Below are 15,133 nucleotides of genomic sequence, written 5' to 3' on the forward strand. Positions count from 1 at the left end.
GCACAGCGTTGCCGCCGAGCCCACCGGCGCCGCCCGCGCCCGTGGCACCGGTGGCGTCACCGCCCGCGCCGCCCGCCCCGGCATGTCCGAGGAGGTACGCGTTGCCGCCCGCGCCGCCCGCGCCTCCAGGGCCGGTGCTGCCCGTGCCGCCGGCCCCACCGTGCGCCCCATTGCCGTAGAGCAGCCCGCCGGCACCACCGTTTCCACCGGTGCCGCCGGCGCCCCCGCCGCCCGCCGCGCCGCCGTATCCGCCGTTGCCGATGAGCCAGGCGCGACCGCCGTCGCCACCGGCCCCACCTGCGCCGGCACCTCCGGTGCCCCCGGCGCCGCCGAATCCGGCGTTGCCGTACAGCAGCCCGCCATTGCCGCCGTGGCCACCCGGGGCGCCGCCGGTGCCGCCGGCGCCGCCGTATCCGCCGTTGCCGATGAGTCCGGCCGAGCCGCCGGCGCCGCCCGCCTGGCCGGGTCCGCCGGATCCGCCATACCCACCGTTGCCATACAGCAGGCCGCCGGCACCACCGGCCTGCCCGGTTCCCGGTGCTCGGTTGGCTCCGTCCCCGATCAACGGGCGCCCCAATAGGTACTCGGTGGGCGCATTGACGGCGTCGAGCACCTGTTGCAGCGGCGACGCGCTGGCGGCGTCGGTGATGGCATACGACCCCGCGCCGGCGGTCAGGGTCTGCACGAACTGGTCGTGGAACAGCGCGGCCTGCGCGCTGAGCGCCTGGAACTGCTGGCCATGCGCCCCGAACAACGCGGCGATGGCTGTCGACACCTCGTCCGAAGCGGCGGCCAGGACGTTGGTGGTCGGGACGGTCACCGCCGCGCGGGCGGCGTCGATCGTCGCGCCGACGCCCGCCAGCTGCGACGCTGCCGACGTCAACGCCTCTGGCGCTGTGACCAGGTAAGACATCCGGGACCACCCAACTCGCTCGGTCACGACAAAACTCGTGCGCAGGTCGCCGTCGCCGACGACGCTCGGGTGATCCGAACGGCACCTCAGAAGGCGAGACAAACTCCATCGCATTAAAAACCGTCTAAACGATACAAAAAGTATCAGACATGCGCAGAATAACGACTTCAGGTTAATAGGCGAGGGGCTGTGCTCCGGACGCCAAATGTGGAGCGCTACCTTGCGCCGCAGGACGAGCGAGCACCATGGGGTGGTGGACGGTCAGCGGATCCGGGCGTGGGGGGCCAGCGGGCTCGCCTCACTCACCGGCCTGGCCGACGGTCCGGCCGATTTCTCCCGCGCCAACGTGCTGGCCCGTGCCGCGGGCGTCGCCGCCGCGGTCGGCGAACCGCTCGGCATCGCCGTCGACGCAGGGTGCCTGCTCGCCGGCCGCGCGGCACTGTCGGGACTGACCCGCCGCGGCCGCGTCTCGGCCGGCGGCGGCACCCGGATCCTCCGGACGCTCGACGGCTGGTGCGCGATCACGCTCTCGCGCCCGGACGACGTCGCGGCCATCCCCGCGCTGCTGGGCGCCAACGCCGTCCCCGACGACTCGTGGCCGGCGCTGACGCGATGGGCCGCGCGCGCGGAATCGTCGACGCTCGTCGACCGGGCCCGACTGCTCGACATCCCGGCGGCGGCCTTGGGGGAGACCGCGCCGGCTCCGCCGCGGATCCGGCCGACCGCGTCGGGAGCGCCACGACGGGAGTGGAGCGACCTGCTGGTCGCGGACCTGTCGTCGATGTGGGCCGGCCCGCTGTGCGGTCGGCTGCTGGCGCGCGCCGGGGCCACCGTCGTCAAGGTGGAAAGCCCGAGCCGCCCCGACGGCACGCGCAATGGCAACCGCGCCTTCTTCGACTGGACCAACGGTGAAAAACTCTGCTACAGCGTCGATTTCGATCGACAGGCCGACGAACTGCGCGAACTGCTCGGCGCGGCCGACCTCGTCATCGAAGGCTCCCGGCCCGCGGCGCTGGCGCGGCGGCGCCTCGGGCCCCGGGACGTGCCCCCTCGACCGGGACGAATCTGGCTGCGCATCAACGGTTATGACGACGGGCGGCCCGCGTTCGGGGACGACGCCGCGGTGGCCGGCGGCCTGGTGGGCGCCAGCGCGGACGGGCCCGTGTTCTGCGGGGACGCGATCGCCGATCCCCTGACGGGCCTGGAGGCGACGGCCGCGGTCGCCGAGTCGCTGGCCCGGGGCGGTGGCGAGCTGATCGAGGTGACCATGGCCGCCGTCGCCGCCACGTACGCCGCGCTGCCGACCATGCCGTCGGCCGCGGAGGTTCCCGCACCGCCGCCGCAGGCACCGCCCGCACCAAGGCCGGCCGCGGCGCTCGGCGCCGACAACGACGCCGTGCGCCACCTGGTAGCCCAAAGGCGTTGCGCCGCATGCTGATCAAGCGGGCGACGCTGCTGGACGGCAGGGCGGTCGACATCCGGGTCGGCGAGCGCGTCGGAGAAATCGGAGACGACCTCGCCGCGAGAGAAGGGGAGGGCGTCCTCTACGCGGGCGGCGGGACCGTCCTGCCCGGGCTGCACGACCACCACGTGCACCTGCGCTCGGCGGCCTCCGCCCTGGACTCCTTCGTCGTCGGCCCGCCCGGGGTCAGCACCAAAGACCAACTCGCCCAACTCCTCTCGAACGCCACGCCGGGACCCGACGGGTGGATCCGCGCCGTCGGCTACCACGAGTCGGTCGCCGGCGAGCTGGACCGCGACGCCCTGGACGCCGTGGTCCGCAGGGTTCCCGTGCGCGTGCAGCACCGCAGCGGGGCGCTGTGGATCCTCAACTCCGAGGCGCTCGGCAGGGTGGGGCTGGCCGATCATCCCGACGGCCGCCTGCGCAGCGCCGACGGTCGCTGGTCGGAGGCGGTGCAGCGGCGGGAGAGCAACCTCGCGGAGCTGAGCCGCCGGATCACCGCGACCGGAGTCACCGGCGTCACGGACGCCACGCCCGGCCTTGGCGCCGAGGACCGGGAATCGCTGCTGACGGCGCACAGTGAGGGCGAATTCCGGCCGCGCGTGCGGTTTTTGGCCCCCGGCAAGAGGATCCTGCACGACGACCAGCTCGACCTCGACGAGCTGACGCACTGGATCGCCGAGCGGCACGCCGAGGGCGAGCCCGTCGCGGTGCACTGCGTGACCGGCGCTCAGCTCGTGGTCACCGTCGCCGCCCTGCGCGCGGCGGGAAGCCGCGCTCGAGACCGGATCGAGCACGCGGCCATGGTGCCCGACGACCTCGTGGCCGACCTGGCCGACATCGGCGTCACGGTGGTGACCCAGCCCAACTTCGTCGCCGAGCGCGGTGACCAGTACCTGGCCGACGTGCCCGCCGCCGACCACGATCAGCTGTGGCGGGTGGCGACCCTGGTGGACGCGGGCGTTCCCGTGGGCCTGTCCACCGACATGCCGTTCGGGCACGGCGACCCATGGACGGCGATGCGCGCGGCGGTGTACCGGACCACGCCGAGTGGTGCGGTTCTCGGTGCGCGCGAACGGGTTTCGGCGCGCCAGGCCCTGACGATGTTTCTCGGCGAACCGGATCGGCCGGCCCGCCCGCGGGCGGTCGCCGTCGGCGAACCGGGGGACCTGTGCGTGCTCAACGAACCGCCGGCGACCGCGCTGGCCGAGCTCGACGCGGGCATGGTGGCGGCCACCGTGATCGGCGGTGAGCTCGTCTACTTCGCCATGTGAGAAGCCGTGTGACGGGCCGTCAGGCCGGCAGCGCCAGGGCGGCGCGCAGCACGGCGCACTGGGCGACGAAGAACGCCCGCGACACGTGCGCCTTGGGCACCGCCAGGTCGAAGCCGTGGAAGGCGCCGGGCACCACCTCGACCTGACACGGCACCCCGGCCGCCGTCAGACGATCGGCGTAGTCGAGGTCCTCGTCGTGGAAAAGGTCGTGAGTCCCGACGCCGATCCAGGCCGGCGGCAACCCGCTCAGGTCCTTGCGGCGCCCCGGGACGGCGACCTCCGGGTCCGCGCCGCCGAGGTAGGCCGTCCAGCCGAAGTGATTGCTGCGCGCGTTCCACAGCCGGTGATTGGGGTTGTGGCCCGTGCCGGAGCTGCGGTCGTCGAGCATGGGGTACGCCAGCAGCTGGAACGCCGGTGACACCTCGCCGCGGTCCCGGGCGAGCAGGGCCAGGGCCGCGGCCAGGCCGCCGCCGGCGCTGGCGCCGCCGATCGCCACCCGCGCGGTGTCCACCCACGGCAGCCCGGCCAGCCAGGTCAGCGCCGAATAGCAGTCCTCCAGCGGCGCCGGGTACGGGTGCTCCGGGGCGAGCCGGTAGTCGACGGACGCGACCGCGATGCCGAGCCGTTGGCTGAATTTGCGGCACAGCCCGTCGTCCTGCGCTGCGGTGCCGATCACGTATCCGCCGCCGTGAATCCACAGCAGCGCCGGTGTCGGCTTGGCGGCGCCGGCGGGCCGGAACAGCCGGACCGCGGCGCCCGGGCCCAGCGCGATCTCCTCGACGTCGGCGGACGCGTCCGGCCTGCGCAGGCGGCCCGACAACCCGGTCAAGGCCCGCATGATCGGCAGGGTCCGGGGCCCGACGAGGGCGCGGGGGGCGATGAGGGCGGCCCGGCGGAGGTCGGGGTGAACGTCGCTGTTCGGCATCCGCCCAGTATCGCTGACGGGAACGTGCCCGCCGCTGCACCGTCTGGAAGCGGCTCGGCGCCGAATCACTCGGGTGAACCGTCGGGCCCGGCGTCGCCCGGGTTAAGTGGCTCATGATCGGGGTACCGATCCAAGTGATCACAATGCTGGCCTTTTGTGGGGCGGCATGTCAGCGACGCGATTCGCGTCCGGGCGCTTGGTCGGATTTCCGCTTGGTCGGACGAGTGCGAGAGGCGTGCAATGCTGGGTCAGCTTTACGATCGGGCGCTCGGCGGCGAGCGATGTTGGATCCGCCATCAGGACGGGGAACTGAAGCCCCTGCCGGCCCACCGCTGGCTGGGGGTGCGCCGTCCCGACGGTCCACCCGATGACGGCTGCGACGAGGTGTTCGACGAGGCCGTCACGCAGATGTGCACCGGGCCGACGATCGAACTCGGGTGCGGGCCCGGCCGGTTGGTGGCGCGGCTCGTCCAGCGCGGGGTGCCCGCGCTCGGTATCGACCGGTCGGCCGCCGCGATCCGCCTGGCCGGCCGCGGCGGCGCGCCCGCCCTGCTGGGCGACGTCTTCGAACCGCTGCCCTGGACCGGCTCCTGGCAGACGGTCCTGCTGGTCGACGGCAACGTCGGCCTCGGCGGCGATCCCCGCCGCATCCTGGGTCGCGCCGTCGAGCTGCTCGCCCGCGGCGGGCGCTGCGTGGCCGAGTTCGACGCCGAGGCCATCGGTGTGCGGGAACGCTGGGTCCGGCTGGAGTCGGCGGGCGGCGTCGGACCATGGTTTCGGTGGGCGTCGGTCGGAGTCGACGGCGCCGACGCGCTGGCCGCTCAGGTCGGCCTGACACTGACCGAAGTGCGCCTCGTCGGCAGCAGAGTCATCGCGAGCCTCGCGGCGCTGTAAGCATTGAGGGACTCGCGGCCCTAGGATCATGCGGGTGAGCCGCTACGGCTTCCCCTCCCGCCTGTGGCAGGCGTTCGACCGCCATCCGCCGCCCGGTGTGCAGCGGCTCGCACGATTCCGGAGCCCCTTGCGCGGTCCCTGGCTCACCTCCGTCTTCGGGCTGGTGCTGCTGATCGCGATGCCCGTCGTCATCGTCACCGGCCTGTTGTCCTACATGGCCTACTCGCCGCAGTTAGGGCAGGCCATCCCCGCGGACGTCGGCTGGTTGCGGCTGCCGGCCTTCGCCTGGCCCACCCGCCCCTCGTGGCTGTACCGGCTCAGCCAGGGCCTGCACGTCGGGCTCGGGCTCGTGCTCATCCCGGTGGTGCTTGCCAAGCTGTGGTCGGTGATTCCCCGGCTGTTCGTGTGGCCGCCCGCGCGCTCGTTAGCCCAACTGCTGGAACGGCTTTCGCTTCTGATGTTGGTCGGCGGCGTGCTGTTCGAGATCGTCACCGGGGTGCTCAACATCCAGTACGACTACATCTTCGGCTTCAGCTTCTACACCGGCCACTACTTCGGCGCCTGGGTGTTCATCGCCGGTTTCCTCATGCACATCGCGCTCAAGATCCCGCGCATGGCCACCGCGTTGGGGTCGGTGTCCATGCGGGACGTGCTGCGCACCGGCCGCGACGACACCCGCCCGGAGCCGCCCGATCCCGACGGGCTGGTGGCCGCCGACCCCGCCGCACCCACGATGAGCAGGCGGGGCGCCCTGGCGCTCGTCGGATCCGGCGCGTTGCTCATCGCCGTGCTGACCGCGGGCCAGACGCTGGGTGGTGCGGCGCGCCGTGCGGCGCTCCTGGTGCCCCGCGGCCGTGGACCGAACGACTTCCCGGTCAACAAGACCGCGGTGGCGGCCGGGATCACGCCCGACAGTGTCGGCGCCACATGGCGGCTGACGCTGCGCGGCGGCGCGCGCGACGTCGTGCTCGACCGCGCGGCGCTGGCCGGCATGCCGCAGCACGACGCCCGGCTGCCGATCGCGTGCGTCGAGGGCTGGTCGACGGTCCAGACCTGGAGCGGGGTGCGGCTGGCCGACCTGGCGCGGGCCGCGGGCGTGCCGGCGCCGCGCGTCGCCCGCGTCGCGTCCCTGCAAGTCGGTGGGGCGTTTGGCTCGGCGATGTTGCAGGACAACCAGATTCGCGACCCCGACGCGCTGCTGGCGCTGCGGGTCAACGGCGTCGACCTGCCCCTGGATCACGGCTACCCCGCCCGCATCATCGTCCCGGCGCTGCCCGGCGTGCACAACACCAAGTGGGTGGCCTCCATCGATTTCGAGGCGGGGTGAAGTGCGCTCGCTGGCAAGGCGTTTCGCCGCCGTCTACGGATCGCATCCCCTGCATCTGATGACGATGCTGGCCGGCTTCGCGCTGCTGGGCTACCTGCTCGCGACGTTCACGCCGGCGGCGCTGTGGAATCCGCGGGTCTGGTGGCAGTCGGTCGCGGTGTGGCTGGCCGCGGCGGTGATCGCCCACGACCTGGTGTTGTTTCCGCTCTACGCGCTGGCCGACCGGGCGCTGTTCGTGGGCGCCCGGCCGTCCCGTCAACCAGAGATCAGCGCCCGCAACCACATTCGCGTTCCCGCGCTCGGCGCTGGGCTGACGCTCCTCGTCTTCCTGCCCGGCATCATCCGTCAGGGTGAGGCCACCTACCAGGCGGCCACGGGGCAGAACCAGGACCCGTTCCTGGCCCGCTGGGCGCTGCTCACCGCGGCCATGTTCGCCACCAGCGCCTTGGTCTACCTCGCGCGCCTGCTGGTCGCGAGGCGGCGCGGCGCAATAGGGGGTTGACGAGAATGTGGGTTTCGCCACACCGCCCGGGGGTACGCTGCGCTACATGACGGCGACGGGACCGAGCATGACGTCTTACACGAAGTGGTTGCTGCGGGCCCGCCCCGCCGACTATGCGCTGGCCATGAGCGTTGCCGGGGCTTCGCTGCCGGTGGTCGGCAAGCACCTCGAGCCGCTCGGCACGCTGACCGCCATGAGCGTCTGGGGCGCCCGTCACGCGCCGGACATGGTCTCATCCATGGCCAGGGACTGGTTCCGGCCGGGCCCGCCTCGCGTCGCCGAACCACCTCCGTCCGAGCCGCTGGACTCGCGCGACGTCGCCCTCGCGGCGCTGCGCGGCATCGTGTCGCCGACGGACCTCGAGGTCGAATGGCCCGCCGCCGAGCGCACCCCCCCGATCTGGGACGCGATGCGCCAGCGCCGCTACCTCTACCGCCGCGCCGTCCACTACGGCGACAGCCCGGCCCAGGTGCTGGACGTCTGGCGCCGCAAGGACCTGCCCGCGCACCCGGCGCCGGTGCTGATCTTCCTTCCGGGCGGGGCCTGGGTGCACGGCAAGTGCATGGGCCAGGGTTCGGCCCTGATGTCGCGGCTGGCCGAGCAGGGCTGGGTTTGTCTTGCGGTCAACTACCGCGTGGCGCCGCACCACCGCTGGCCGCGCCACATCACCGACGTCAAGACCGCCATCGCCTGGGCGCGGGCCAACGTCGACAGGTTCGGCGGCGACCGCGACTTCGTTGCGGTCGCGGGATGTTCGGCCGGCGGGCACCTCTCGGCGCTCGCCGGGCTCACGCCCGAGGAACCCGCACACCGCGAGCACCTGCCCGACGGCGCCGACAGTTCGGTGGACGCGGTGGTGGGCATCTACGGGCGCTACGACTGGGAGGACCGTTCGACTCCGGAACGCGAGCGGTTCGTCGACTTCCTCGAGCGAGTCGTGGTCCGCAAGCGCATCGACCGCCACCCCGAGGTGTTCCGGTCGGCCTCGCCGATGGCACAGGTGCACCGAAATGCCCCGCCCTTCATGGTGATTCACGGCAGCAAGGACAGCGTGATCCCGGTCGAGCAGGCGCGCAGCTTCGTCGATCGGCTGCGCGAGGTGTCGCATTCGATGGTCGGGTACCTGGAGCTGCCGGGCGCGGGCCACGGGTACGACCTCGTCGACGCGGAACGGGCGGGCATCGCCGCGCACGCGACGTCGCTGTTCCTCAATCACGTGTACCGCACGAAAACCAACGCGGCCAAAGAGGTTATCTGAGCCCGCAGCGCTGAGTATGGTCCCTTTATGGGTAAGGGGCAGCGGTGAAAAGGCTGAGCGGGTGGGACGCGGTACTTCTCTACAGCGAGACACCCAACGTGCACATGCACACCATCAAGGCCGCCGTGGTCGAGCTGGAGGCTGGCATTGACTTCGACATCGACACGTTCCGGGAAGTGATCCGCGGACGGCTGGGCAAGCTCGAGCCGTTCTGCTACCAGCTCGTCGAGATCCCGTTCAAGTTCCACCATCCGATGTGGCGGGAGCACTGCGACGTCGACCTGAACTACCACATCCGGCCGTGGCGGCTGCCCGCCAACGGCGGCCGCCGCGAACTCGACGAGGCGATCGGGCAGATCGCCAGCACCCCGCTCGACCGTCGCTACCCCTTGTGGGAGATGTACTTCATCGAGGGCCTGGCCAACAACCGGATCGCCGTCGTCGGCAAGATCCACCACGCGCTGGCCGACGGCGTCGCGTCGGCCAATCTGATGGCGCGCGGCATGGACCTGCAGCCGGGGCCGGAGGGCGGCCCATACGTGTCCGACCCGGCGCCCACGACGGGCCAGCTGATGAGCTCGGCGTTCGCCGACCACATGCGCCACCTCGGGCGCATCCCCCGCAACGTCCGCTACACGGCCGAGGGCTTCGGCCGGGTGCGCCGCAGCTCGCGCAAACTCTCCCCGGAACTGACCCGGCCGTTCGAGCCGCCCCCGACGTTCATCAACCACAAGATCACCCCCGAGCGCCGGTTCGCCACCGCCACCCTGGCGCTGGCCGACGTGAAGGAGACCGGCAAGAAGCTGGGCGCGACCATCAATGACATGGTGCTGTCGATGGCGGCCGGCGCGCTGCGCACGTTGTTGTTGCGGTACGACGGCAAGGCGGAGCCCCTCCTGGCGTCGGTGCCGATGAGCTTCGACTTCTCCCCGGAGCGGATCTCCGGAAATCGCTTCACCGGCGTGCTGGTGGGTCTCGCGACCGATTCCGACGACCCGCTCGAGCGGGTGCGGTGCAGCCACGAGAACGCGATCGCCGCCAAGGAAAGCAACCAGCTGATGGGGCCGGAGCTGGTCAGCCGGTGGGCGGCCTACATGCCGCCGGCGCCCACCGAGGCGTTCTTCCGGTGGGCGTCGGGCCGCGACGGCCACAACAAGATCCTGAACCTCAACATCTCGAACGTGCCGGGGCCGCGCGAGCGCGGCCGGGTCGGCGGCGCGCTGGTCACCGAGATCTACTCGGTGGGCCCGCTCACCGCGGGCAGCGGCATGAACATCACGGTGTGGAGCTACGTCGACCAGCTCAACATCTCGGTGCTCACCGACGGCGCCACCCTCGACGACCCGCACGAGGTGACCGAGGCGATGGTCGCCGACTTCATCGAGATCCGCAGGGCCGCAGGGCTTTCCGAGAAGCTCACCGCGGTCGAGACGGCGATGGCGCCGGCCTGACGAGCTGAGTACCTCCCGCGCCGAGCGTGACGTGGTGGCGGTGATTCGCCGGAATCTCCGCCGTCAGTTCACGCTCGGCGGGTCCCGGACGCACCGAAAGCGGAAATCGCAATCTCGGCTGGGGTCAACGGCGTTTCCGCCAGCCGTTACGATCGGTCGGGTAATCGCCGACGAAGGAGTTGCGCAGCACCGTGAGCACTGGCAACGAAGAGGCCGAGCCCGAAGTTCTCGTCGAACAACGCGACCGGATCCTCATCATCACGATCAACCGGCCGAAGGCCAAGAACGCCGTCAACGCCGCCGTCAGCCGCGGGCTGGCCGACGCGATGGACCGGCTCGACGGCGAGCCCGGCCTCTCGGTGGGCGTCCTGACCGGCGCGGGCGGCTCGTTCTGCGCGGGCATGGACCTCAAGGCCTTCGCCCGCGGTGAGCTCCCGATCGTCGAGGGACGCGGCATGGGGTTCACCGAACGCCCGCCGGACAAGCCCCTGATCGCGGCGGTGGAGGGTTTCGCGCTCGCCGGCGGCACCGAGTTGGCGCTGGCCACCGACCTGATCGTCGCGTCGAGGGAATCGGCGTTCGGCATCCCCGAGGTCAAGCGCGGCCTGGTGGCCGGTGGCGGCGGGCTGCTGCGGCTGCCCGAGCGCATTCCCTACGCGATCGCGATGGAGCTGGCCCTCACCGGCGACAACCTGCCCGCCGAACGCGCGCATGAGCTGGGCCTGGTCAACGTGCTGGCCGAGCCGGGGGGCGCGCTGGAGGCGGCCATCGCGCTGGCGGAGAAGATCGCCGCCAACGGGCCGCTCGCCGTGGCCGCCACCAAGCGGATCATCGTCGAGTCCCGCGGCTGGAGCCGCGAGACGATGTTCGCCGACCAGAACAAGATCCTGATGCCGGTGTTCGCGTCCAACGACGCCAAGGAAGGCGCGATCGCGTTCGCCGAGAAGCGGCCGCCGCGCTGGACGGGCACCTGACAAGTCGACCGGGCGGGTTACACTACAGCTTGGATCTGTAAAGCGTCAGCAGTCGGGGAGAACGCGGATGAGCATTTCGTTGCTGCTCGAGATGGCTGCGTCGAGCAACCCCGACCGCACGGCCGTCGTCTCCGATGGTGCGCGCCTGACGACGCAGCAGCTCAGCGATCTCGCCGACGGCGGCGCGGGGGTCATCGCGGCCTCGGGCGCCAGGCACGTCGCCTATGTCGGCACCGGCGGTGCGACGCTGCCGTCGCTGATCTTCGCCTCGGCCCGCGCCAGCGTGGCCTTTACCCCCATCAACTACCGGCTGTCCGGCGAGGGCATCCGCGCGCTGATCGACCGGCTGCCCGACCCGCTGGTGGTCGTCGACGAGCGCTACCGCGACGCGCTCGGCGACGCGTCAGCGCGGCTCATGACCACCGACGGGTTCCTGACCGCCGCGCGTGACGCCGAGCCCGCGGCCGAGTTCCCCGACCCGGAATCCGTTGCGGTGGTGCTCTTTACGTCGGGCACCACGTCGCAGCCCAAGGCCGTCGAGCTCTCGCACAACAACCTGACCAGCTACGTGATGGGGACGGTGGAATTCGACTCGGCCGACCCCGACGACGCCGCGCTCATCTGCGTGCCGCCGTATCACATCGCGGGGGTGGGCGCCGCGCTGTCGAACCTGTACGCGGGCCGCAAGATGGTGTACCTGCCGACCTTCGACCCGCGCGAGTGGGTGCGGCTGGTCGACGCCGAGCGGGTCACCACCGCGACCGTGGTGCCGACCATGCTGGACCGGATCGTCGCGGTGCTGGAGGCCGAGGGTCACCAGCTGCCGTCGCTGCGCACCCTCGCCTACGGCGGCTCCAAGGTGGGCCTGCCGCTCGTGCGCCGGGCCCTGAAGCTGTTGCCGCACGTCGGTTTCGTCAACGCCTACGGTCTGACGGAGACCAGTTCGACGATCGCGGTGCTGACCCCCGACGACCACCGCGAGGCACACTCGGCCTCGGAGCCGCACGTCGCCAGGCGACTGGGATCGGTCGGCCGGCCGGTGCCCGGCATCGAGGTGCAGATCCGCGACGACGACGGCAAGGTGCTCGGGCCCGGCGAGCCCGGCGAGTTGTTCGTGCGCGGCGAGCAGGTGTCCGGCCGCTACACCGGGATCGGCTCGGTGCTCGATGAACAGGGGTGGTTTCCGACCAGGGACGTCGCCCTGCTCGACGAGGACGGCTACCTGTTCATCAGCGGGCGCAGCGACGACACCATCATCCGCGGGGGCGAGAACATCGCTCCGGCCGAACTCGAGGAGGTGCTCATCGAGCACTCCCACGTGCACGACGTGGCCGTCGTCGGGGTCGAGGACCCGCAGTGGGGACAGGCGATCGTCGCCGTCGTGGTGCCGGCCGCCGGGATCGACCCCGACCCCGAAGAGTTGCGCGAGCATGTTCGTAGAACATTGCGGGGGTCCCGGACTCCCGACCGGGTGGTGTTCCGCGACGAGCTGCCGACCACCCCCACGGGCAAGGTGCTGCGCCGCGAAATAGTCGAAGAGCTACAAGGACGCTGAAGGATAGGTAGATGATCAAGAACGGAACCCGCCTCGCCAGCCAGGTGTGCGACACCCAGGTCATCGTGGTCAGGAGCGCCGACAGCCTCGACGACCTGCGCTGCGGCGGCGCGCCAATGGTGGAGATCGGGGCGCCGCGTTCGGGCGAGCTCGACCCTGCGTTCGCCGGGGGCAGCGTGATGGGCAAGCGCTACGTCGACGAGACCGGCGCCGAGGTGCTGGTGACCAAGCCGGGCGCCGGCAGCCTGAGCGTCGGGACGACCCCGCTGCACCTCAAAGAGGTCAAGCCGCTGCCCGCCAGCGACTGAGTCACGTCTGCCCGTCGGCCCCGGGCGCCCCGAGCGGCAACCCGCCGTTGCCGCCCACCCACGGCGGGTGTTACTCCGCGATCTTGTTCCGGACGACGAATTCCCTTGCCTTGATCAGGAATTCGAGCTGCTCGCCCACCTGGCGCAGCGGCTCGACGCTGCGCGTCGAGCGCGCCAGGACGACGGCGCCCTCCAGCGCGGCGATTGACATCACCGACAGCGATGCCGCGCAGGGTTCCTCGAAGCCGTCGGTGACGAACGCGCGCGTCAGGGCCGCGCACCAGTGCCGGAGGATTTCGCCGGCCTCAACGGACAGGTTCGGGTCGTCGTCCGAGCCGATCGCCGCCGCGACGACAGGGCAGCCGGCGGCGAAGTCGCCCTCACTCAGCGTTCGTTCCCAGAAGTCGATGAACTCGCCCAACAGCGCCTTGGCGCCCCAGCCGGCGGCATCGTCGATCATCTCGGTGATCGAGTCACCCGAGTAGCGCAGCGCCTCGGTCAGGATCTGGTTGCGCCCCTCGGGGAAGTGGTAGTACACCGAGCCGCGTGGTGCGCCGCTGCGGGCGAGCACCTCGTCGATGGTGACCCCGGCCGCCCCGCGTTCGCGCATCACCTGGGCGGCGCTCACCAGCATCTTCGTGCGGGTGTCGCAACGCTTCGTCGAGGTCTTGAGCTTGGGTTTGTCAGTCGTCGTCGTGGGCACTGTCGTACCTCCCATGGCGAGCGTCATGCAGCGTGCGGGTGCCGCGAAACCGGCCAGTGCATGTTACGTCGGCTGAACCGAAACGTCCGGCGCTTGAAGTCGGGCACCTCGCGGGTGAACTGATAGCCCGCGACGTTGAGCTCGATGATCCACATTGTTCTCTCCCGGCCTATTGAGGCCAATATTATGCTGAGAAGCATATAAGACATCGGTAAACTAAGCAACTTCTATTCCCTAACTAAACGAGATAGCTTGGCAAACGGTTCAAAACGGGATGTCAAGCGTCCGAATCAGGGCGATCCTAAGGCGCACATATTATGCTGTATAGCATAATCGCTGGTCAGGGCGGTCCCATCCGCGTCAGGCCAGACGAGAGCGCGCCGAGCGTGTAACCAGTGCGAAAAATCGGCCGAAATCTCGCAGTGGCTGCACGCTCGGCGCGGTCGACGGTGGCGAGCCGAGCAGGCCACGCCTCCGAATGCCCGGGATGCCCCTAACTGGTGCCGCCGCCCTGGCCTGGATCGCCATGTTTACCGGGTTTGCCGCCGGGCGGCTGGCCCTTGCCCCCCGCGCCGCCGTCGCCCGGGCCGCCACCGCTGCCCGCGCCGGCCCTGCCGGTGCCGCCGTTGCCGCCGGTGCCGCCGTCGCCGCCGCTGCCGCCGTGGCCGGCACCGCCGCTCACCGTTCCGCCATTCCCGCCAACGCCACCGGTGCCGCCGGTGCCACCCCTCCCGCCGGCGATGGACCCGACGGGCGCACCACCGGTACCGCCGAGGCCCCCGGTGCCGCCGTGACCACCCAAGCCGGCGGTGCCGGTGCCGCTGACATTGCCCCCTTGGCCACCATCGCCGCCGACGCCCCCGGCCCCGCCCGCCGTCGCCGCACCGCCGGTGCCGGCCGAAGCACCCTGACCGCCGCCGCCGCCGGTGCCGCCGAGACCACCCGTGCCGCCATTGGCGGCGCCGCTCGCGCTGCCGCCGGCGCCACCAGTCCCGGCCGTGCCGCCGGTTCCGCCGGCCCCGCTGATGCCCGGGGCGCCGGGGCTGGAGCCGGCGGCCCCGCCGTTGCCCGCCCGGCCGCCATTGCCGCCCGTCCCACCGGTGCCACCGGTGCCGGCGCCGGTGACGCTGCCGCCCTGGCCGCCCGTCCCGCCCGCGCCGCCGTGGCCGCCGCTCCCGCCGTCACCATTCCTGGCGCCGGAGTGGTCAGCCGCGCGGGAGGTGCCGCCGGTGCCGCCGTTGCCGGCCGCGCCGCCGTTGCCGCCGGTGCCGCCGCTGTCACTGGTGCCGGCCATGGCGTTGCCGCCGTCGCCGCCTCTGCCGCCGGTGCCGCCGTCACCACCTCGACCGCCGAGACCGCCTCGGCCGTCTTCGCCGTCGCCGGCGTTGCCCCCCTTACCGCCGTTGCCGGCCGCGCCGCCGTTTCCGCCGGTGCCGGCGTCGTTGGCGCCGGTGTCCGCGGCACCTCGGGTGGCGTTGCCGCCGTCGCCGCCTCTGCCACCCTGCCCGCCGTTGCCATTGACTGCATCGTTTCCGTTGCCGCCCCTGCCGCCGTTGCCGCCATTGCCGCCTGTGCCGCCCGTGGACC

General features: G+C 71.8%; 14 protein-coding genes. 10 read left to right on the plus strand and 4 right to left on the minus strand.

The genetic code is table 11. The features are described 5' to 3' along the window. Positions 1 to 913, minus strand: a 913-nt coding sequence (locus tag GPY60_RS24525) for a PE family protein (RefSeq protein ID WP_156690296.1), incomplete at its 3' end; no start/stop codon positions are given. 253 nt (positions 914 to 1,166) lie between these two features. On the opposite strand from GPY60_RS24525, the gene GPY60_RS24530 reads away from it, so the two are divergent. Continuing rightward, positions 1,167 to 2,351: a CoA transferase gene (locus GPY60_RS24530; RefSeq protein ID WP_370462817.1), complete on the plus strand. Its 1,185-nt coding sequence runs from the start codon at positions 1,167 to 1,169 to the stop codon at positions 2,349 to 2,351. After that, positions 2,345 to 3,649, plus strand: coding sequence for an amidohydrolase family protein (locus GPY60_RS24535; RefSeq protein WP_156690298.1), 1,305 nt, complete (start codon positions 2,345 to 2,347; stop codon positions 3,647 to 3,649). Before GPY60_RS24530 ends, GPY60_RS24535 begins: the two co-directional genes overlap by 7 nt. Positions 3,650 to 3,668: 19 nt before the next feature. Here the strand turns inward: GPY60_RS24535 and GPY60_RS24540 are convergent, their stop codons facing one another. Next, positions 3,669 to 4,574, minus strand: a complete 906-nt coding sequence (locus tag GPY60_RS24540) for an alpha/beta hydrolase (RefSeq protein ID WP_156690299.1) — start codon at positions 4,572 to 4,574, stop codon at positions 3,669 to 3,671. A 240-nt stretch (positions 4,575 to 4,814) separates the two neighbouring features. On the opposite strand from GPY60_RS24540, the gene GPY60_RS24545 reads away from it, so the two are divergent. The 8 genes from GPY60_RS24545 to GPY60_RS24580 all read left to right on the plus strand — a co-directional run bounded on the left by GPY60_RS24545 (position 4,815) and on the right by GPY60_RS24580 (position 12,843). After that, positions 4,815 to 5,468, plus strand: a complete 654-nt coding sequence (locus GPY60_RS24545) for a methyltransferase domain-containing protein (protein ID WP_156690300.1) — start codon at positions 4,815 to 4,817, stop codon at positions 5,466 to 5,468. Between the two features lie 28 nt (positions 5,469 to 5,496). Beyond that, positions 5,497 to 6,795, plus strand: coding sequence for a molybdopterin-dependent oxidoreductase (locus GPY60_RS24550; protein ID WP_156690301.1), 1,299 nt, complete (start codon positions 5,497 to 5,499; stop codon positions 6,793 to 6,795). Between the two features lie 58 nt (positions 6,796 to 6,853). After that, positions 6,854 to 7,297: a hypothetical protein gene (locus GPY60_RS24555; protein ID WP_370462818.1), complete on the plus strand. Its 444-nt coding sequence runs from the start codon at positions 6,854 to 6,856 to the stop codon at positions 7,295 to 7,297. Positions 7,298 to 7,343: 46 nt separating this feature from the next. Beyond that, positions 7,344 to 8,555: an alpha/beta hydrolase gene (locus GPY60_RS24560; RefSeq protein WP_156690303.1), complete on the plus strand. Its 1,212-nt coding sequence runs from the start codon at positions 7,344 to 7,346 to the stop codon at positions 8,553 to 8,555. Between the two features lie 44 nt (positions 8,556 to 8,599). Further along, on the plus strand, positions 8,600 to 10,006 hold the full coding sequence (locus GPY60_RS24565; protein ID WP_156690304.1) for a WS/DGAT/MGAT family O-acyltransferase: 1,407 nt from the start codon (positions 8,600 to 8,602) through the stop codon (positions 10,004 to 10,006). Between the two features lie 191 nt (positions 10,007 to 10,197). Then, positions 10,198 to 10,980 carry a crotonase/enoyl-CoA hydratase family protein gene (locus tag GPY60_RS24570; protein ID WP_156690305.1) on the plus strand — a complete coding sequence of 261 codons (783 nt, stop codon included), beginning with the start codon at positions 10,198 to 10,200 and terminating at the stop codon, positions 10,978 to 10,980. A 67-nt stretch (positions 10,981 to 11,047) separates the two neighbouring features. Next, a complete protein-coding gene (locus GPY60_RS24575) occupies positions 11,048 to 12,535 on the plus strand; it encodes a class I adenylate-forming enzyme family protein (RefSeq protein ID WP_156690306.1) in 1,488 nt (495 codons plus the stop codon). A gap of 11 nt (positions 12,536 to 12,546) precedes the next feature. Further along, the gene (locus tag GPY60_RS24580; RefSeq protein WP_156690307.1) at positions 12,547 to 12,843 is read left to right on the plus strand and encodes a hypothetical protein; all 297 of its coding nucleotides are present in this window, start codon (positions 12,547 to 12,549) and stop codon (positions 12,841 to 12,843) included. A gap of 70 nt (positions 12,844 to 12,913) precedes the next feature. On the opposite strand, the gene GPY60_RS24585 is transcribed toward GPY60_RS24580, so the two are convergent. Both GPY60_RS24585 and GPY60_RS26760 read right to left on the minus strand, forming a co-directional pair. After that, positions 12,914 to 13,561: a TetR/AcrR family transcriptional regulator gene (locus tag GPY60_RS24585; protein ID WP_444850867.1), complete on the minus strand. Its 648-nt coding sequence runs from the start codon at positions 13,559 to 13,561 to the stop codon at positions 12,914 to 12,916. 478 nt (positions 13,562 to 14,039) lie between these two features. Beyond that, positions 14,040 to 15,133 (minus strand): hypothetical protein (locus GPY60_RS26760; protein ID WP_197283821.1); only part of this gene is annotated, 1,094 nt, incomplete at its 5' end.

The sequence above is a fragment of the Mycobacterium sp. Marseille-P9652 genome (assembly GCF_902652685.1).
Classification (GTDB): domain Bacteria; phylum Actinomycetota; class Actinomycetes; order Mycobacteriales; family Mycobacteriaceae; genus Mycobacterium.

What these genes read in the sequence shown, in the direction of transcription:
- GPY60_RS24535 (WP_156690298.1), top strand. Translation starts at nt 2,345, where the DNA reads ATGCTGATCAAGCGGGCGACGCTGCTGGACGGCAGGGCGGTCGACATC.
- GPY60_RS24540 (WP_156690299.1), bottom strand. Translation starts at nt 4,574, where the DNA reads ATGCCGAACAGCGACGTTCACCCCGACCTCCGCCGGGCCGCCCTCATC.
- GPY60_RS24545 (WP_156690300.1), top strand. Translation starts at nt 4,815, where the DNA reads ATGCTGGGTCAGCTTTACGATCGGGCGCTCGGCGGCGAGCGATGTTGG.
- GPY60_RS24550 (WP_156690301.1), top strand. Translation starts at nt 5,497, where the DNA reads ATGCGGGTGAGCCGCTACGGCTTCCCCTCCCGCCTGTGGCAGGCGTTC.
- GPY60_RS24555 (WP_370462818.1), top strand. Translation starts at nt 6,854, where the DNA reads ATGACGATGCTGGCCGGCTTCGCGCTGCTGGGCTACCTGCTCGCGACG.
- GPY60_RS24560 (WP_156690303.1), top strand. Translation starts at nt 7,344, where the DNA reads ATGACGGCGACGGGACCGAGCATGACGTCTTACACGAAGTGGTTGCTG.
- GPY60_RS24575 (WP_156690306.1), top strand. Translation starts at nt 11,048, where the DNA reads ATGAGCATTTCGTTGCTGCTCGAGATGGCTGCGTCGAGCAACCCCGAC.
- GPY60_RS24580 (WP_156690307.1), top strand. Translation starts at nt 12,547, where the DNA reads ATGATCAAGAACGGAACCCGCCTCGCCAGCCAGGTGTGCGACACCCAG.
- GPY60_RS24585 (WP_444850867.1), bottom strand. Translation starts at nt 13,561, where the DNA reads ATGGGAGGTACGACAGTGCCCACGACGACGACTGACAAACCCAAGCTC.